15 protein-coding genes are annotated in these 17,421 nt (G+C 63.5%); 9 read left to right on the top strand and 6 right to left on the bottom strand.

The genetic code is table 11. The features are described from left to right. Nucleotides 1–24: 24 nt before the first annotated feature. The 3 genes from V5E97_RS01605 to dnaB all read left to right on the top strand — a co-directional run bounded on the left by V5E97_RS01605 (nt 25) and on the right by dnaB (nt 3,160). Nucleotides 25–558 (top strand): single-stranded DNA-binding protein, encoded by a 534-nt coding sequence (locus V5E97_RS01605; RefSeq protein ID WP_406697529.1) that lies wholly within the window; start codon nt 25–27, stop codon nt 556–558. Nucleotides 559–698: 140 nt separating this feature from the next. Beyond that, nucleotides 699–1,358 carry a 50S ribosomal protein L9 gene (gene rplI, locus V5E97_RS01600; protein WP_406697528.1) on the top strand — a complete coding sequence of 220 codons (660 nt, stop codon included), beginning with the start codon at nt 699–701 and terminating at the stop codon, nt 1,356–1,358. 374 nt (nt 1,359–1,732) lie between these two features. After that, on the top strand, nt 1,733–3,160 hold the full coding sequence (gene dnaB, locus V5E97_RS01595; RefSeq protein WP_406697527.1) for a replicative DNA helicase: 1,428 nt from the start codon (nt 1,733–1,735) through the stop codon (nt 3,158–3,160). A gap of 145 nt (nt 3,161–3,305) precedes the next feature. On the opposite strand, the gene V5E97_RS01590 is transcribed toward dnaB, so the two are convergent. The 3 genes from V5E97_RS01590 to glnT all read right to left on the bottom strand — a co-directional run bounded on the left by V5E97_RS01590 (nt 3,306) and on the right by glnT (nt 7,259). Beyond that, entirely contained in the window at nt 3,306–4,082 is a 777-nt protein-coding gene (locus V5E97_RS01590) for a cyanophycinase (RefSeq protein ID WP_406697526.1), read from the bottom strand. Between the two features lie 630 nt (nt 4,083–4,712). After that, nucleotides 4,713–5,843 carry an N-methyl-L-tryptophan oxidase gene (solA, locus tag V5E97_RS01585; protein WP_406697525.1) on the bottom strand — a complete coding sequence of 377 codons (1,131 nt, stop codon included), beginning with the start codon at nt 5,841–5,843 and terminating at the stop codon, nt 4,713–4,715. 45 nt (nt 5,844–5,888) lie between these two features. Further along, on the bottom strand, nt 5,889–7,259 hold the full coding sequence (gene glnT, locus V5E97_RS01580) for a type III glutamate--ammonia ligase (protein WP_406697524.1): 1,371 nt from the start codon (nt 7,257–7,259) through the stop codon (nt 5,889–5,891). 153 nt (nt 7,260–7,412) lie between these two features. Here glnT and V5E97_RS01575 point away from each other — a divergent pair, with 153 nt between their 5' ends. The 4 genes from V5E97_RS01575 to V5E97_RS01560 all read left to right on the top strand — a co-directional run bounded on the left by V5E97_RS01575 (nt 7,413) and on the right by V5E97_RS01560 (nt 11,533). Beyond that, nucleotides 7,413–8,324, top strand: a complete 912-nt coding sequence (locus V5E97_RS01575; RefSeq protein ID WP_406697523.1) for a class II glutamine amidotransferase domain-containing protein — start codon at nt 7,413–7,415, stop codon at nt 8,322–8,324. Between the two features lie 98 nt (nt 8,325–8,422). Then, nucleotides 8,423–9,091, top strand: coding sequence for a GltB/FmdC/FwdC-like GXGXG domain-containing protein (locus V5E97_RS01570; protein ID WP_406697522.1), 669 nt, complete (start codon nt 8,423–8,425; stop codon nt 9,089–9,091). A 205-nt stretch (nt 9,092–9,296) separates the two neighbouring features. Beyond that, nucleotides 9,297–10,664: an FMN-binding glutamate synthase family protein gene (locus V5E97_RS01565; protein ID WP_406697521.1), complete on the top strand. Its 1,368-nt coding sequence runs from the start codon at nt 9,297–9,299 to the stop codon at nt 10,662–10,664. A 104-nt stretch (nt 10,665–10,768) separates the two neighbouring features. Further along, nucleotides 10,769–11,533 carry an SIMPL domain-containing protein gene (locus V5E97_RS01560; RefSeq protein ID WP_406697520.1) on the top strand — a complete coding sequence of 255 codons (765 nt, stop codon included), beginning with the start codon at nt 10,769–10,771 and terminating at the stop codon, nt 11,531–11,533. A 28-nt stretch (nt 11,534–11,561) separates the two neighbouring features. Here the strand turns inward: V5E97_RS01560 and V5E97_RS01555 are convergent, their stop codons facing one another. Genes V5E97_RS01555 through V5E97_RS01545 form a run of 3 tightly spaced genes read right to left on the bottom strand, consistent with a single transcriptional unit; the run spans nt 11,562 to nt 14,073 of the window. Continuing rightward, nucleotides 11,562–12,389, bottom strand: a complete 828-nt coding sequence (locus V5E97_RS01555) for an energy-coupling factor ABC transporter ATP-binding protein (protein ID WP_406697519.1) — start codon at nt 12,387–12,389, stop codon at nt 11,562–11,564. 54 nt (nt 12,390–12,443) lie between these two features. Then, complete coding sequence (cbiQ, locus tag V5E97_RS01550) at nt 12,444–13,109, bottom strand: cobalt ECF transporter T component CbiQ (protein ID WP_406697518.1); 666 nt, start codon at nt 13,107–13,109, stop codon at nt 12,444–12,446. Next, on the bottom strand, nt 13,099–14,073 hold the full coding sequence (locus V5E97_RS01545) for an energy-coupling factor ABC transporter permease (RefSeq protein WP_406697517.1): 975 nt from the start codon (nt 14,071–14,073) through the stop codon (nt 13,099–13,101). Before V5E97_RS01545 ends, cbiQ begins: the two co-directional genes overlap by 11 nt. Before the next feature lie 306 nt (nt 14,074–14,379). Here V5E97_RS01545 and V5E97_RS01540 point away from each other — a divergent pair, with 306 nt between their 5' ends. Further along, nucleotides 14,380–15,594 carry a DUF1559 family PulG-like putative transporter gene (locus tag V5E97_RS01540; RefSeq protein ID WP_406697516.1) on the top strand — a complete coding sequence of 405 codons (1,215 nt, stop codon included), beginning with the start codon at nt 14,380–14,382 and terminating at the stop codon, nt 15,592–15,594. 213 nt (nt 15,595–15,807) lie between these two features. Continuing rightward, nucleotides 15,808–17,025 (top strand): DUF1559 family PulG-like putative transporter, encoded by a 1,218-nt coding sequence (locus tag V5E97_RS01535; protein WP_406697515.1) that lies wholly within the window; start codon nt 15,808–15,810, stop codon nt 17,023–17,025. Nucleotides 17,026–17,421: the final 396 nt, after the last annotated feature.

Genomic DNA, 17,421 nt, shown 5'->3' with positions numbered 1-17,421 from the left:
TGGCTCCTGGGGAGGGACCAGTCGATGGCCGACTTGAATAAGGTTTTTTTGATGGGTCGACTGACGTTCGACCCGGAATTGCGCTATACGCCCAGTGGCGCGGCGGTCACGGACCTACGAATGGCGACCAGCCGGACGTGGACGGGTAAGGACGGGGACCGCAAGGAAGAAACCCTGTTCATCGACGTGACGGTTTGGGACCGCCAGGCCGAGAATTGTTGTCAGTATCTGAAGAAAGGGAGCGGCGTCCACATTGAAGGCGCCCTGAAGATGGATACCTGGGACGATAAGACGACCGGCGAGAAGCGGTCGAAGATCCGGGTATCCGCCGACCGGGTGCAGTTCTTGGACCGACGTTCCGACGGTGGGGGAGGCGGCGGAGGCGGTGGCGACAGCGACTATGCCCCGCCCGCCGCGCGAGAGCCGCAAGGGAGACGGAGTGGCCCCTCGGCCGCCCCGTCAGAGTCGCGTGGTCGAGCCCCTTACTCGCCTCCGAGCCAATCGGCGGGCCGTCGCGCCGTCGAACCCGAAACCGATGATGAGGATATCCCGTTCTGACCTGGGTAGGTCGGACGGGCTTCCGATTCGTGTTAGTTTGTGCGTGATTGATATCGATCGAAAATCGAAGATGAACGAACGGCCGAGCGGCGGATGATGATCTTCGCCTCGCGACGCCCCATCCAAGGAGTGATTGCACGATGGCCAAGATGACCGACAAGAAACCGGCCAAGGCCAAGACGAAGGTCAAGGTGAAGGCGTCGACCAAGGCCAAGAAAGCCGCGGCGGCCGCCGCAGCCCATGCCAAGCCGTCGGTGACCACCCTGACCCCGACCGTCCGGCAGCCGGGCGTCGAACGACGCAGGAATCATCCGACGCGGTCCAAAGACGGCTTCATGGAGATCCTGCTGACCCATACCGTCCCCCACTTCGGCCAGCCCGGCGACCTTGTCAAAGTTCGCCCCGGGTTCGCCCGCAACTATCTTCTGCCCCAAGGACTGGCGACGTTCGCGACTCCGCACAACCTGCGGATCGTCGAGAAGCATCGCCAGCGGCTCTACCAGCTCGAAGTGGCTCGCCGAGCTGACCTCCAGAACCTGGCCGCCCAGATCGCCCAGCGTTCGCTCACGATCGAGGCCAACGCCAACGCCGAGGGGCACCTCTACGGCTCGGTGACCGCCGAGCAGATTGCCCTCACGCTCAAGGCCGACAACTTCCCCATCGAGGCCGAGAACGTCCGGATCGAGGGCCCGTTGAAGGAGCTGGGGCTCTACACCATCAAGCTCGCCCTTGGTCAGGATGTCACGACCGAGGTCAAGCTGTGGGTTGTTCCGACGCACACCGACGAACCGGTGGCTTGATCACCACCGCTTCGATCCGCTGACCGCCTCCGAAGGCGTCACGCTCTGAGGCCGGCCCTCCGGCTGGTCCGCCAGAACAAGAAAGCCCGGCCTTCTCTCGACTGCGAGGGGGCCGGGCTTCTCTCGTAGTTTCAATCAGGCGAGACCCGAATCGGTCGTTTTTTTGATGGCCAAGTCCCCCCTTGGCCGATACGATTGTTCAGATCGGCTATCGTGCCGGACGCGTCTGCGCGTCGGGTCACGAGGGGTCATTCCCTCCACCTTGTCGAGGGAGCCCCGGATGGATCGGCCGGTCGATAAACCCACAGGGGTGTCGGCCCAGACCAGATCAGGGCCGCTCCTCTCTGGCGTGCGAGCAGGGAGTTGCTTCGGATATGGCCTCTTCAAATTTCAATGGCAATGGCAACGGTAATGGCAACGCGCACGGCAGGGCGCCGAAGGGAGAAGGCGGCCCGCTGATCGACCGTCTTCCGCCCCAGAACCTCGAGGCCGAGCAAGGGGTCCTCGGGAGCATTCTGCTCGACAACGAGGTCATTCACGACGTCGTCTCGAAACTCAAGGCCGAGGACTTCTACCGCGACACGCACCAGACCCTCTACCGGGCGATCCGTGACCTTTACGATCTGGGCAAGCCGGTCGACGGCCTGACCCTCTCCGCGGAGCTCACCCAGCGCGGTGAATTTGAAGCGATTGGTGGCCACGAAACCCTCTCCGAGATCGTGGAGAGTGTCCCTCACGCGGCCAACGCCCGCTACTACGCCGATATCGTTCGCCAGAAGTCGATCAGCCGGCGGTTGATCGAGAGTGCCAACGAGATCCTTCGCGACGGCTACTCGAATACCTTCACGGCCGAAGCCCTGCTCGAGAAAGCCGAGCAGAAGATCTTCGAGATCGCCGGCGACACGATTCAAGGGGATACGGCCGAACTGCTCCATGTGCTCAAAGAAGCGATGGATCGGATCGAGGAGCGGACCGTCTCCAAACATGCGGTCACCGGCGTCGCCAGCGGCTACTTCGAGCTCGACGACATGATGGGCGGACTCCAAGCCGGCCAGCTGATCGTTCTCGCCGCGCGGCCGAGTATGGGGAAGACCGCACTTGCCTTGAACTTCGCCGACAACGTCGGTGTGAACCTGAAGGTCCCCTTACTTTTCGTCAGCCTCGAAATGGGCCGCCTGGAGCTCGTCGAGCGACTCCTCTGCGCCCGGGCACGAGTGGACGGCAAGAAACTCCGGACCGGCCAGGGACTCGGCACCCGCGAGATGAGTATGCTGGGCAAGGGGTATAGCGAAATGCATACCGCCCCCTTGTTCATCGACGATACGCCGTCGCGGAACATGCTTCAGATCACCGCCAACGCGCGTCGGCTCAAGCTCCGGCACAACCTCGGCTTGATTGTGGTCGACTACATCCAGCTCGTGGATAGCGAGGAAACGCGCGATAGCCGTCAGGAACAGATCGCCAAGATCAGCCGCCGGATGAAAACGCTCGCCCGTGAACTCGAACTCCCGGTCATCGCCCTCTCGCAGCTCAACCGAGGTGTCGAGAACCGCGAAGACCGCCGCCCTCGAATGGCCGACCTTCGTGAGAGCGGTGCCATCGAACAGGATGCCGACGTCGTCCTCCTGATCCACCGTCCCGACTACTACGACCCCAACGACCAGCCGGGCATCGCCGAGGTCATCATCGCCAAGAACCGTAACGGCGCAACCGGGACGGTTAAGCTCACCTTCCTCAAGAACCTCACCCGGTTCGAGAACCTGGCCTCGGTCGCCGACCCGATCGACGCCGCCGCGTTCTGAGCCGGTGGCTGAGCTCACCGCGCGATCAGGATCGAATTTCGCCCCGTCGACTTCGCCAGACAAACGAAGCGGGGCACGAGCGTCGATCACGCTCGTGCCCCGAGTGAATGGAAGTATGGGCTACCCCCGGTTCTCAGCGGGTGGTTCAGAGTGAACCGACCGTCAGGCCTGCCGGCTCATCCACCTTGAGATCGACGGTCGCTTTTTCGACCGGGGACTGCTGCATCAGGTCGGCCATGGCGGTTGTGTCGCCCGACTTGAGGAATTGGAGCCGAACCGACTTCCGCTGAGAGTCGGGCACACAGGCCACGACGTACGAAGATCCGAGCACGCTCAGGTGGTGCTCCCGGACGTCAACAACCAGGGCCGTTTCTTCATCAATGCCCAAACCGACAAGGTTGGGATGCATGGAGAGGACCCCGATCAGTCGTTCCATGCGGTTCCGCTTGAGGAAGTGCTGGTCGATCACGGCCCCCTTGATGAAGTCGAAACCAACGCTCACGTCGGCTTTGTTCAGCCCCCCCGCGATCATCACACCCGACATGACGGCCGCGCCGGCGGAGGTCCCGGCGACCACTCCCCCACGAGCGAGGATCGCTTTCAACTGCTCCTGCACTGCGGTGCCCAGGTAGGCGTCGGTCAAGAACACCTGGTCGCCTCCGGTGAGCCAGACACCCGTCGCCTGAAGCAGCGGCTGAACAAATGCGGGGTCGTTGGCGGTCTCACGCGATCGAGTATGGAGGAGTTGAACCGACTCCACGTTGCTGAGCTTCCAGTCCGCGAGGAGTGTGGCCAGGTGGTCGGGCTTGTCGGCGTTCGACGTCGCCGTCGGGATGACCACGATCCGTGCCCGCGGGCCGCCCGCCAGTTTGCAGAATTCATCGCGAATCGACGGCGGCAGTTTCCCACCCCCGCAAATCATCAACTTCCCGCCAGACGAGTGCTGAACGACTTGAATCGTAGCGGGCGGGGTCGATGACACCACCGGCGTATGGGACACCGACGTCGCTGGCAACGTGGGAACAGCGGAAGGGCCGCGATTACGCGCGGCGATGAACCCCGCTCCCGCCAGGACTGTGGCGCAGAGTACAACGTAAATCGTACGAGGCAGTCGGCGCCCGGTACGGTCTCGCGGCGGTTGGATAGCCATCTTGCCACCTCATTCTTGATATGGCCAAGGATGCGCAACGGGGATAACGACGATTGCGCTGGGCAAAATCACTTCGCTCAAGGCCGGAGGCACGGCACTCAGAGAATCCATTCCCTCACCGTTCGGCCCGCATATCGTCCTTCCTTCACCGCGCCTCATTCTATCCCATCGGTCCCTGTTGCATAATTCTTGGAGACTTGATGGAGATAAAATGAGGCGTATGCGACGATTAGATGGTCTGGCCGAAATGCGGGCGACCTTTTACTTGCTATGCTCTATACGCAAGTCCCGCGCCAGGAGTTCGCCCGGTGCGGAGACGGGAGTTCACTTGGGACCAAAACGGGGCTTCTGCCTCTTTTTTGAGCGAGTGGCCGATGGCCTTAACGCGTTTCTGAAAAGTAGTTAAAGCTGCCAGGGGGTAATATCCACTTTGGTCGCCCCCTGAGTCGCTAAGTCGGCCAGAACGCGGCCGATCAGGCAGGAGAATTTGAAGCCGTGCCCACTGCATGGGCTTGCAGTGATGAGATTCGGGCAGTCGGGCAAAGTTCCGAGCCGGAAGTGTTCGTCAGGAGTGCTCGTGTACAGGCAGACCTCAGTATGTTCAATCGGGGCTGTGACCAACGACGGGATCGATCGCTTGAGGAAGTGTCGGATCACCTCCCGATAGGGCTCATCGACGACGCGATCCATGGCATCCGGGTCGACGTCCGGGCCGCCGTGCCGCGCCACTTTGACTCCTCGGCCCTGGAATTCCGGCATCCCGTAGAAGTCGTCGAGCGCTTCCGCCCCTTTGTGGATGAAGACAGGAAACCGGCCCGGGGTGAAGGGAGCCGGGTCGTTGGGGCGAAAATAGAGGACTTGCTGGCGGGTCGGCCGCAATGGCACCGGGAACTGGGGCAGGAGCCGGCACGCCCAGGCGCCGGCGGTCACGATCAGGCGGTCGGCTGAGATCCGGTGCGAGTCGGTCCGGACGATCGGTTTGTTGCCGTCGAGGTCGATCGCGCGGACCGGGCATTCTGCGAGCACCCGGGTTCGGTCGCCGCCGAGCTGGCGGGCGAGCTCGAGCTGGAGCGAGATGGCTCGCGCGGCGGCGATCAATCCGGCGTCGGGTTCGAAGAGGACGTCGTACGTTTCCGGCACCTCGAAGACGGGGAAGGCGTGCCGGAGCTCCCGGCCCGACATCCGGCGGTGTGGGATGTCGATGGCCTGCAAGCTGGCCGCGACCTGGGCGACATAATCGACCTGAGGGGGGCAGAATGAGAGGCCGCCGGTACGCAGATAGAGGTTCTGACCGGCATCGGCTTCGAGCTCTCTCCAGGCGCGGAAGGCGTCGAGCATCAGCCTGGCGTACTGGGGATCGGCATAGGAGTGCCTCGTGATTCGAGCGGCGCCGTGCGAGCTGCCCCGATCGTGGCCGATCGCGAACTGTTCGAGCAGGAGGACCGGTTCGCCTCGCCTGGCGAGATGGTAAGCCGTGGCCGAACCCATGGCGCCGGCGCCAATGACGACGTTGCGAGCGTGCAGTTGTTCCATCGGTCGTCCGTGGTAGGAGAAGGTGGGAGAAAATCAACCTCAGTATCAAAGTGCGCTCAGGTAGCGTTGGAGTTCCCACGACTCCACCTGGGAATGATACTCCCGCCACTCGTCGCGCTTCAGCCGGGTGAACTCGCTGGCGATCGGGCCGAGCGCGTCGCGGACAACGGCGTCTCGCTCGAAGTGGTCGAGCGCGACGCTCAGCGATTGCGGCAGGGATTTGATTCCGCGCTCCGCCATGGCGTCCGGTCCGACCTCGTAGAGGTTGCCGAGGTTCGGCTCGCCCGGGTCGAGCTGCCGGGCGATCCCGTCGAGACCCGCGCCAAGGTAGGCGGCGAGGGTGAGATACGGGTTGCATGCGCTCGAGATGGTCCGGTCTTCGACGTGCCCGGGTTCGCAAACCCGGAGCATCTGGGTCCGGTTGTTATCGCCGTAGGTGATGAAGGCAGGGACCCAGGTGAATCCGGAGCGTGAGCCGGTCAGGGCGGAGCCGACCTGGAGCCGCTTGTAGCAGTTGACCGTCGGCGAGGTGACCGCGCAGAGCGCGGGGGCGTGCGCGAGGATGCCGCCGAGAAAGTGGTAAGCCAGCTTGGAGAGGCCCAAGCCTCGCGGGTCGGACTCGTCGAGGAAGAGGTTCAGGCCGGTCCGGGCGTCGGCCAGATGATAGTGCAGGTGTGCGCCCGAGCCGGTGCGGGTCGAGAACGGCTTGGCCATGAAGGTGGCGATTGCGCCGAAGCGCTGGGCGATCTGGCCGGCCATCATCCGGAAATAGGTGAAACGGTCGGCGGTTATCAGGGCCTCGGCATATTTGAAGTTGATCTCGAACTGAAAGTTGGCGTCCTCGTGGTCGGTCTGGTAGACGTCCCAGCCGAGGGCATCGAGGCCGTCATTCATCGCGCGGAGGAATTCGAGGGCGGCGGAGATCCCCTTGAAGTCGTAGCAAGGCTTCTGGAGGACGTCGATGCCGTGCGGATCCCAGCCGCGAATCGAGCCATCCGCTTGTTTCGTCACCAGGAAGAACTCAGGCTCGATGCCGACGTTGAAAACGTAGCCCAGTTCTCTGGCACGTGCCAGCATGTGACGGAGATTGACCCGTGGGCAATACGGATGGGGAGCGTCGTCGACATAGAGGTCGGCGGCGAATCGAGCGACGCCCGGCTCATAGGACAAGGGCGTATAAGTCTCCGGATCGACGCGAGCACACATGTCGTGTGAGTGGGGCCCCTGCCCCGAGCCCCAGACGGCTCCGCCGGCGAATCCGGCCCCCGACCGGACGGCCGTGCGGAACGCCTTGGCCGGGACGAGCTTGACCTTGGCCGCGCCATGGATATCGACGAACTGGATCAGCAGGTAAGCGATTCCGTCTGTCTGGAACTGACCTTCGAGGGCGGTGAGCTTGGCCTCGAGCTGGGACATGGGACTCCTCTTCCTTGGCGAGGTCGTGCTTCCCTGGCAAGGGCCTCGCAGCCATTTGAGAAACAATTGTTGGCGACAAGTGGCGAGAAAGCTACTAAAATGACCCGACCCGCGACTCCTCTCCCCAAGATCACCCGCGGGCAGGAGAGGCTTATGTGCGGAATTGTCGGTTTTCTGGATAGGTTGGACCGCCCCGAATTCCCGACGGGACGCGTGGTCCTGGCGATGCTCGACGCCCTCGGTTGCCGGGGGCCCGATAGCGCGGGGGCCGCCCTGCTCCGCTCCGAAGGGGCCGACGGCGTCTGGGCCGTTCGGATTGCCCCCGGGGATTCTCTGGCCCTGAAGCGCCTCGAATCCCTCGGAACCGTGGAACGCGTTGAACCCGCGGGCGGGTCGCTTCGGTTCCAGTTCCGGCCCGGTGCCGATGTGACCCCTGAGGCGGTTGAAGCGGCCCTCGGGGCCTGTCGGGGAGGGCTCGAGGTCATCAGCCTGGGCCGTCGACTCGACCTGGTCAAGCAGGTGGGATCACCGACACAGCTCGACGCGACCTACGGGTTCTCGGGCTGGCGGGGGCCGTTGGCGATCGGGCATACGCGGATGTCGACCGAGAGCCGGATCGACCTGAGTCACTCGCAACCGTTCTGGGCGCATGGTGTTCCCGACCTCGCTACCGTTCACAACGGACATGTCACCAACTATCACCAGCTCCGTCGCCGTTACGAGCAGGAAGGGGTCACCTTCTACACGGATAATGACTCCGAAGTGATCGGCGTTTACCTGCGCGATCGCCTGTCCCGCGGTCGGTCGCTGGCCGAGGCCATGAGCGACTCGATCGTCGACCTCGACGGCGCCTACAACTATCTTGTGGCGTCTTCCGAGGGTCTGGGAGTCGTGCGCGACCGTTTCGGTTTCAAGCCGCTCATGATCGCAGAGACCGACGCGTTCGTCGCGGTCGCCACCGAAGAGATCGCCCTGCGCCGCGCCTTGCCCGGATCGTTTCGAGTCCTGGAGCCTCCCACCGGCCGGGCCACGTTCTATCCGCTGGCGACTCCCGCCCTGGTCTGACATCCACTTCGTGGTTCCCACATCGCGCTGCCTCTCAACGAAGGGACCTGCCCGTGCCCGCGACCTCCGAACGGACAACCACAATTAATTGTGGTGATATGCCAGTGCGTGCCATCAACCGGGAGATCCGGGCGGCGATCGCCGGAAACTCCACGAGGATCACGCTGCTCCATCCGGGCGCCCGCCACAACCTGGGCGTGGCGCTCCCCGAGGGAACCGAACTGACGATCGACGGCCCCGCCGGCTATTACGTGGCCGGCCTGAACGACGGCGCGACGGTCCACGTGCACGGTGGCGTGGGCTGGGGCGCAGCCGAGAGCATGCGCGACGGCATCGTCACCATCGACGGCGACGCCGGCAACGCGGTTGCCGCGGCGATCCGCGCGGGGGTCGTGGTCGTCCGCGGGGACGCCTCGACCCGCGCGGGGATTGCCATGAAAGGGGGCGCCTTGATCGTCGGTGGAAGCGTCGGCCCGATGGCCGGGTTCATGATGCAGAAAGGGATCATCATCGTTTGCGGCGATGCCGCCGACGGCGTGGCCGACAGCATGTACGCCGGGACCATTTACGTCGCCGGCAAGCTCGGCGAGCTCGGCGCCGACGCCGTGGTCGAGGAGTTCACCCCCGCCGATCGCGACCTGATCGGTTCGCATCTCGAACGCTGGAAGGTCCCCGCTCCCCCCACTGGTTTTCGCAAACTCGTCGCCGGCCGGAAGCTCTGGAATTTTCAGAAAACCGATATCCATCTCTGGAAATCGGCGCTCTAAACGCGTCTGAGAACGTGTCCTGTCGGGTGGGCATGACCCACCACGCGTGCTGACGAGAGACTTGGTAGGAGTAGGTGGCACTTGCATCCCGGGGCGAATCCCGGTGGGCCCTGCCCACCCTCCAAAGAGTCGGATTTCTCGTGCACGCTCGAAGCGATGTGAACCACTCCACACGATCACTCCCCGTTCCTGAGGATTCTCCTCCATGGCCGACTCGACACCCCCGCCTGGTTCCGCCGCCGACCCTTCGCCGATGGAGCGGTCGGGTACATTCACTCCCGGTGTGATTGAAGATATCCAGATCAAGGCAGAGCTCGCCCGTTACCGGATCCGCGGCTTCGGCATCCTCAGGCCGAGGACCTGGGCCACGTTCGACGACCTCACGTTCGTCCCCGGCACCCTCACACGGATCCCCCTCGAAGGCTATCGCGAGAAGTGCTCGACCAAGACGGTGCTGGGTACCCGGTTCGCGTCGAAGCCACTGGAGCTCGACATCCCTCTGATGGTCACCGGCATGAGTTACGGGGCGCTCTCGCGGAACGCGAAGACCGCGCTCTCCCGCGGGGCGCGGATGGCCGGCACCTCGACCACCACGGGGGACGGGGGAATGCTCGACGTCGAGCGGTCGGAGTCGCGGGCGATGATCTATGAAGTCTTGCCCAGCCGCTACGGGATCAACGTCCAGCATCTCCGCCAGGCCGACGCCATCGAACTGACGATCGGCCAGGGGGCCAAGCCAGGTACGGGGGGCCTGCTGCTCGGCTCCAAGGTTTCCGATGAGGTGGCCCGGCTCCGCGACCTTCCGCCCGGCGTCGATCAGCGCTCGCCTTGCCGGCATCCCGACTTCCTCGGCCCGGACGACATGGTGATCAAGATCGAGGAGCTCCGCGAGGCGACCGACTGGCGAATTCCGATCTTCGTCAAGATGGGGGCCGCGCGCGTCTTCGACGACGTCCGGCTCGCCGCCAAGGCGGGGGCCGACGTGGTGGTCGTCGACGGCATGGAAGGGGGCACGGGCGCTTCCCCCGAACTGCTCCAGGAGCACACCGGCATTCCAACCCTCGCCGCCGTCTGTGAGGCGCGTGCGGCCCTCGAAGACATCGGCCTCTACGGCAAGGTTCAACTCGTCATTGCCGGCGGTTTGCGGCACGGCTCCGACTGTGCCAAGGCGCTCGCCCTCGGAGCCGACGCCTGCTACCTGGGCACCGCCCTGCTGATCGCCTTGAACTGCAACAAGCCGATCTATGTCGAGGATTACCGCGCCATCGGCGCGGCCCCGTACGCCTGCCACCATTGCCACACCGGCCGCTGCCCGGTCGGGATCACGACGCAAGACCCGGAACTGACCGCTCGCCTCGAAGTCGACGCCGCCTCCGAGCGCGTCGCCAGCTTTTTCCACGCGCTCACGTCGGAAGTCCAGGTCCTGGCCCGCGCCTGCGGCAAGAGTGACGTCCACCACCTCGAACCGGAAGACTTGCGTGCCTTGACCCTCGAAGCCTCAATGATCACCGGCCTCCCCCTGGCCGGCACCAACCGCGTGTACGGCGGCGGCCCGGGTTGGGCCAGCCATTGAAATAATTAAGTATAAATAATTTGTTTGAGTAATAGGATGGGCATGGCCCACCATGGTTTAATCCGGGTGGGCCATGCCCACTCCACAATTCCAGGAGTGATCTCATGGTCTGCTCGGTGCCCCGGATCCTTTCCGTCCTGGCCGTTGTACTGGCCGTCCCTGGATTGCTTGCGGCTCAGGTCGTTGAGTCTCGCGTTCGTGCGGATGGACTGCGCACGATCAGCGTCATCGGCCTGGCGGAACAAACGGTGACGCCCGACCTGGCCGTACTGACGGTGGGCGTGGAGAGTCGAGGCCGAACGGCGATGGAAAGCGTGGCGGCCAATGGCAAAGAGATGAACGCTCTCATGGACGTGCTCAAGGAAAATGAAATCGCTCTTGAGGATATCCAGACATCGGGTTTTAGCTTGAGGCCACTCTACGAGAGCCGGAAGTCGGAGGCTTCGCCGGTGGATGCTCCGGTCAAGGTCGTTGGCTACGCGATCGAAAATGAAGTGACGATCACGATTCGCGATACGAAGAAAGTGGGCCGGCTGCTCGACCTCATGGTGAAAGCCGGCGTCAATGAAATCGAGAACCTGTCCTTTTCGTTGAGCAATCGGAAAGCCTTGCTTCGCGAGCTTCGCAAACAGGCCCTGACCGACTCACTCGAGAAGGCCGAGGACGCGGCAACCGTATTCGGAATGGCTCGCGGTCAGCCGGTCTCCGTTCAGATCCAGGACCTGGAAACGGTGGCCCAGTATTCTTTTGCGGCAAGATCGGTCAAGCACTCCGATAACAACTCGCCTCGTTCGATGCCGGTCGCCCTGGGACAAGAGGTGGTGAGGGTGGCGGTTGAAGTGTCCTACGAGTTGAAGGCGCCGCAGTGAGGTCGGCAAACCCACGGGACTGATTGGTTCAGAACGACCGGCCCATTTTGAGGCTTAGCGGCATCTCGAGGCCGTGGGCCTCGAGCAGGTTGGGGTCACCCAAAACGTTCCGGGTCAGGCCATTGGCCACGATCCGGCCGGCGTCGAGCAGGACGGTCCGGTTGCAGAGTTCGAGGACCATTTCGAGGTCGTGGGTGGCGATCAGCTTGGTGGCGGTGAGCCCTCGGATCAATTCGATGAAGCGGCGGCGGCCGCGGGGGTCGAGGTTGGCTGTTGGTTCGTCGAGGACGAGGACTGATGGGTTGCAGGCGAGCACCCCCGCCAGGCAGACCCGCTTTCGCTCGCCGAAGCTCAGGTGGTGGGGAGCGCGGTCGGCCACGTCGTCGAGGTTGACCCGGGCGAGGCACTCGAGAGCTACCCGTTTGGCCTCGGCCCGGCTCATCCCGAGGTTGAGCGGGCCGAACGCGACGTCCTCGATCACCGAGGTGCTGAAGAGCTGGTCGTCCGGGTCCTGAAACACCAGGCCGACCCGGCGGCGGACCTCGGGAGCGTTCTTCGCGTTGACCTCCAGGCCGTCGATCCAGACCGCGGGTTCGCTGCCGTTCCGGGAGTGATGGCTGGTCCCGTGGGCATGCAAGGGCTGGCCTCGCTCTTTGCCCGGGAGGATCCCGTTGAGGTGGAGCAGGAGCGTGCTCTTGCCCGCGCCGTTAGGGCCGACGAGGGCGATCGTTTCGCCCGGCACGATGGTGAGGTCGACACCGCGGAGGGCGAGCCGGCCGTCGGGATAGCGATAGATCAGTTCGCGGACCTGCACGGCCGGCGCGTCGTTGGTCATGGTCGGGCTGGAGGAGTTCATCTCACGCACCTCGCCTCGCTTCGCCGCGAGGGGACGCGGAGATCGATCGATTCGTCAAGGGCCATCGGAGTCATCAAGGGTCCGGATCGTCCCGTCCCAGCCTCGCGCGAGCATTGCCGCGTGGACCCGTTCGCCACGTTCGAAGGCGCGGAGGAAGAGGATACCGATCAGGCCGGTTAAAAGCACCCAGTCGAGTCGTCCCGAACGGCGGAAGGTCCGCGACCGTCGCGCCTTGACCATCCGATCGAGCTCCTCGGTGAGCACGTGGAGGTAACGATACATAAATTGCAGGGTCGCCACCAGCGCCGCGGGCATCCCCAGCCGGCGCATTGCGCCCAGGAGTTTCCGGAACGGGGTGACATTGACCAGGCTGAGGGTGGCCAGGAAGGCCATGCTGTTCTTGATGACGATCGTGAGCATCACCGCCGCGATGCCGAATTCGACGCGGCTCGGGTGGGCCCGGGCCACCATCAAGGCCAGGAACCCGACCAGGACGATGAACCCGAGCCAGCGCATCAGGAGCTCGCGCGGCGGAACTCCGGAAAGGCCGATGGTGAAGGCCAGGATCAGGCCCTCAACCGCCAGCAGCCGCCACCAGCCGATCGGCGTGGCGACCACCGCGATGATGTAGGCCAGGGTGACAACCAGCTTGATCCGCGGGTCGAGGCGGTGGAGCGGGCCGTCCCCTTCGCTGTGGCGTTCGAGAAACTCAAGCCGCATCCGGGTCGACTCCCGTCGGCTTTGTCGTCGAAAAGACCCGGGCCAGTCCCAGTCCGACCGCGAAGACGACCAACGTCCCCACCAATCCCGCGAAGGCGGTTGCGGCCTTGACGTTCGCGTCGCCGAGCAGCGGCAGACTGTAGTCCGGGATGGGCGCGGGAATCATCGCCGGCACGCCCTCCTTGAGGAAGCCGAGCTTCTCCCCCACGTACTCAAGGCCGTCGGGATGTTCCGACGCGAACGGCGCGAGGAAGACGCAGACCGCCAGCGCGATTCCGAGCCCCGCACAGATCAATGCCCCCCAGCCGGGAGCACTGGCTTCAGTCTCGTCGGCCTGATAGACGAGGTCGGGGCGAGTCAGGAGGATGAACCGGATCACCAGGCCGGTCACGAGGGCTTCGCCCAGGCCGATCCCGGCGTGAACCAGGGCCATCCAGCTCAGGGTCTGGAAGAAGTTCGCCCAGCCGCTCGAGAACGCCAGCTCGATGGCGAACGCCCCCGAGGCGAGGATCACCGAGAACCAGGCTGCCACCATCGCGCCGAGCAGGACCCCCGCGCGGCCGCCGATCGCCCGGCGGATCGGGGCGTAGATCGCATACCCTCCCACCGCGCCGATCAGCCCCATATTGAGGAAGTTCGCCCCCAGGGCCGTGAGGCCGCCGTCGCCGAAGAGCAGGCACTGAACGATGAGCACCGCGCCGATGACCACCGCGCCGGCCCAAGGCCCGAGCATTACCGCCGAGAGGACCCCGCCGAGCAGGTGTCCTGAGATCGGCAGCGGCCCGATCGGGAAGTTCACCATCTGGGCGGCGAAGACGAAGGCCGCCATCGTCCCCATCAAGACGGTCGTCCGCTCACCCAGCCTCGACTCGAGCAGCCTGAGCCCGGCCGACATCCCGGCCGCTGCCACCACACCGGTCGCCGCGGCCACCTTCGGATCGAGCACGGCGTCGGGGATGTGCATTCTCAAAGACCTCGACAAGGCGCCCACGAGACCCGGCCAGAAATTTTCGGATGACTTCATCGTAACTGGCGTGTGCCTGTTCGTCAAATTCGTGATACGGGATGGTTGGGACCCTCACTGCTGGCAATCTGCCGGATTGGAGGACTTGCAGGTTCGCCGCGATCCTCCGCGCGGCGGGACCAGCACCCATTCGTATGAATCACAAACATTTGCTGTTGATGCTTGTGACTTGGATGACGATCAGGAGAGAATGGAGGAGCGTCTCCAGGGATCTTGTCTCACGGGGCTTTTCTCGGAGCAATCGCCATGTCCCCCGAGGATCGACGTGGGTTCAAGCTCATTGATTTGGTGATCGCGATCTTTGTGACCGCGATTTTGGTGGGGTTGTTGCTTCCTTCGCTGAACTCCGCTCGTGGCCCCGATCGTCGCATCCAATGCTCCAACAATATGCGTGAGCTCGGACTGGCCCTGATCAACTTCTCCTCGTCGAAGAATCACTTTCCCAACGCGGGGACAATCCGTGACGACCCGGCCGAGCATGGCGGCGACCCGTCGCTGTCGAAGCTCTATCTGTCGCTCATGGAGTCAGGCCAGCGGCCGGACGTCGCCGAGTCGTGGCTCTCCAACTGGGTCGTCGCGATTCTCCCCTATCTCGACCAGCAGGATCTCGCCAATGCTTGGGACAAGACTGTTCCCTACTGGTGGCCGACGGAGACCATCTCGGGTCAACCTTCCAATGCCGTGGTTTCGAGTACCTCCCTTGGCGTGCTCCGCTGTCCGTACGATCCGACGGCCGCCTCGGGCCAGGGGAACCTGAGCTACGTCGTCAACGGCGGTTTTGTGCGCTGGCCTGCCGTTCCTCTGGGATGGGTGGGGAGCTCGACCGACGGCCATTCGCAAAACGGTGAAGTCCTCCAGTGGGTTCCGCCGGGTCGTGCCTGGCAGGAGAGCCAGGCGGTTTGCAAAAAACTTGGTGTGATGTTTATGGGCACGGAGTCGGGTGACCAGCCCTGGGACATCACGACCACCTCCGCCGACATCTCCGATGGGGCAGGCCAGACCTTATTGATCGCGGAGAACACCCTGGCGGGATTCTCCGAGGGGAACCTGTATTCGAGCGGCCGAGCGACCAACTGGGCGTGTCCGCTGCCGAATTTTATCATGTTTATTGGGTCGGATAATGTTTGTGTGTCGAGTCGTTCTCCCAATGATTGTCTGGGTGGTCAGTTGACGCCACTCTCGCCTCAACGCGACGGACCTGGGTGGGGTCTGGCCAATCGAGTCGGGACCTTTGAGAACCTCAGTTTTGGCCAAACCTTCAAGGTCGAAGGCTCGTTCCCGTTCGCCAATAGCGGTCATCCCGAAGGCGGCAATTTCGTGTTTTGCGATGGCGCAGTCCGATTCATCAAGTCGACGATTGACGGGTCGGTCTACGCCCGACTCATCACGCCGGCTGGGAGTCAGTTGCCGGCGGCTCTGGCCCAGGGGGCGTTGAGAGGAGATTGGAGCGAAGACTTGTGAATCCTGGATCGCGGCCGTTCCGCTCGCGGTCCAATGGAATCTTTGGATGAAATTGCGTGCGGGGCGCCCGCAGTTCCAAGGGGGAGAGGAGGTCGCGTTGCCTTCGGCTTGCGGGAGTGACCTAAACATTTGAAGTTAAGGCGACTTCCTTGTTAGAGTGACGTGCGTCCGAGGGTGTCCCGCCGTGAGCGGCCTTTTCTCGGGGAACGCGTCATGTCTTCCGGATTCGTCCCTCGTTTCAAACTGATCGATCTGATGGTCGCGATTGGCGTCCTCGCGGTTGGGTTTGCGCTTCTCCCCATGAGGAGTGGATGCGAGGGGCGTATTTGTGGGGGTCGGCCGCAGTGCGCCAATAATATGCGTCAGCTCGGCTTGGCCCTGATCAACTTCTCCACGATGAAGAACCGTTTCCCGAACGCCGGGACTTTCCGCGACGACCCGGAATCGCACGGCGGAGACCCGGCCCGGTCGACGATCTACGCATCGATCCTTGATTCTGGCGCACTCCCCGATGGTGGGGCGAGTGAACTGCATAGTTGGGTCGTCGAGATCCTGCCCTATCTCGACCATCAGGATATGGCCAACGCCTGGGACAAGACGGTTCCGTACTGGTGGCCCACCGCGACCCGTTCGGGACAACCCGCCAATCATTGGCTTTCAAACACCTCACTCGGCGTTCTTCGCTGCCCCCAGGATGTCACTGCACGACCCGGTGAAGGGAACCAGAGCTATACCGTCAACGGCGGCTTCACCCGCTGGCCTGCGATCCCGGTTGGCTGGGCGGGAAGCCAAATCGAAGGGCAAGCGCACAATGGTGGGATTCGTCAGTGGACGCCGCCGGGCCGTCCCTGGCAGGAGACGCAGGCGATTGGCAAGAAGCTTGGAGTCATGTTCCTGGGCACTGAGTCGGGTGACCAACCCTGGGACATCGCAACCACGCCTGCCGACATCTCCGATGGGGCGAGCGAGACCTTGTTGGTCGCCGAGAATACCTTGGTTGGGGTCTCCATGGGGAATCGCTATTCCCGCGGCCGTGCGACCAACTGGGCGTGCCCGCTCCCGAATTTCGTGATGTTCCTCGGTTCGGATAATGTTTGCATGCCACAGCGTTCCCCCAATGACTGCCTGGGTGGTCAATTGATGCCGCTTTCGCCCCAGCGTGACGGGCCTGGGTGGGCCCTTGCCAATCGGGTCGGGACCCATGAAAACATCAATTTTGGGCAAACTTGGAAAGTCGAAGGCTCGTTTCCCTTTGCCAACAGCAGCCATCCCAAGGGGAGCAACTTCCTCTTTTGCGACGGCGCGGTTCGGTTTCTCACGCCGACGATCGACGGGACGGTCTATGCCCGACTCATCACGCCGGCCGGGGGCCGGTTGCCGGCTGCTCTGACGCAGGGGGCGTTGGGCGGGAATTGGAGCAATGGCTTGTGAATCCTGGATCGCAGCCGTGCCTGGGCCCGCGGGCGCTCCGCCCGTATTTTTGTTCAACGATCCGCCATACAGCGAGGAATCACTCTCGTTCCCACGGTCCCCGTGGGAATGCCGTCCCCGACGCTCCGCGTCGTCTGGCCCTGCGAAAGCAGATGACGCAGAGCGTCCAAGACTTCATTCCCACGGAGGACCGTGGGAACGAGGAGCGTGAGACTTCCTAGCCCAGTATCGGGTCGTTGTTTTTGTGTCGTCTGGCAAATTCAAGCCCCAGGTGACCGCAAGGCGCTTCTCGCTCTCGTTGGATCATCACTCCGCTCCTGAAAAATCGTCCGTCGTCGTTGGCTCCCGAATAAGTCGCATGCCCTGATCGTCTCAAGAAAGACGAGTCTCTTCATA

It is taken from the genome of Singulisphaera photorubra (genome assembly GCF_045290345.1).
Lineage (GTDB): Bacteria > Planctomycetota > Planctomycetia > Isosphaerales > Isosphaeraceae > Singulisphaera.
The sequence above is the reverse complement of the archived record's forward strand: the minus strand, read 5'-3'. Positions and strand labels throughout refer to the sequence as shown.

Coding starts and splice junctions, on each gene's coding strand:
- V5E97_RS01605 (WP_406697529.1), top strand. CDS start 25: ATGGCCGACTTGAATAAGGTTTTTTTGATGGGTCGACTGACGTTCGAC.
- rplI (WP_406697528.1), top strand. CDS start 699: ATGGCCAAGATGACCGACAAGAAACCGGCCAAGGCCAAGACGAAGGTC.
- dnaB (WP_406697527.1), top strand. CDS start 1,733: ATGGCCTCTTCAAATTTCAATGGCAATGGCAACGGTAATGGCAACGCG.
- V5E97_RS01590 (WP_406697526.1), bottom strand. CDS start 4,082: ATGATTTGCGGGGGTGGGAAACTGCCGCCGTCGATTCGCGATGAATTC.
- solA (WP_406697525.1), bottom strand. CDS start 5,843: ATGGAACAACTGCACGCTCGCAACGTCGTCATTGGCGCCGGCGCCATG.
- glnT (WP_406697524.1), bottom strand. CDS start 7,259: ATGTCCCAGCTCGAGGCCAAGCTCACCGCCCTCGAAGGTCAGTTCCAG.
- V5E97_RS01575 (WP_406697523.1), top strand. CDS start 7,413: ATGTGCGGAATTGTCGGTTTTCTGGATAGGTTGGACCGCCCCGAATTC.
- V5E97_RS01570 (WP_406697522.1), top strand. CDS start 8,423: ATGCCAGTGCGTGCCATCAACCGGGAGATCCGGGCGGCGATCGCCGGA.
- V5E97_RS01565 (WP_406697521.1), top strand. CDS start 9,297: ATGGCCGACTCGACACCCCCGCCTGGTTCCGCCGCCGACCCTTCGCCG.
- V5E97_RS01560 (WP_406697520.1), top strand. CDS start 10,769: ATGGTCTGCTCGGTGCCCCGGATCCTTTCCGTCCTGGCCGTTGTACTG.
- V5E97_RS01555 (WP_406697519.1), bottom strand. CDS start 12,389: ATGAACTCCTCCAGCCCGACCATGACCAACGACGCGCCGGCCGTGCAG.
- cbiQ (WP_406697518.1), bottom strand. CDS start 13,109: ATGCGGCTTGAGTTTCTCGAACGCCACAGCGAAGGGGACGGCCCGCTC.
- V5E97_RS01545 (WP_406697517.1), bottom strand. CDS start 14,073: ATGCACATCCCCGACGCCGTGCTCGATCCGAAGGTGGCCGCGGCGACC.
- V5E97_RS01540 (WP_406697516.1), top strand. CDS start 14,380: ATGTCCCCCGAGGATCGACGTGGGTTCAAGCTCATTGATTTGGTGATC.
- V5E97_RS01535 (WP_406697515.1), top strand. CDS start 15,808: ATGTCTTCCGGATTCGTCCCTCGTTTCAAACTGATCGATCTGATGGTC.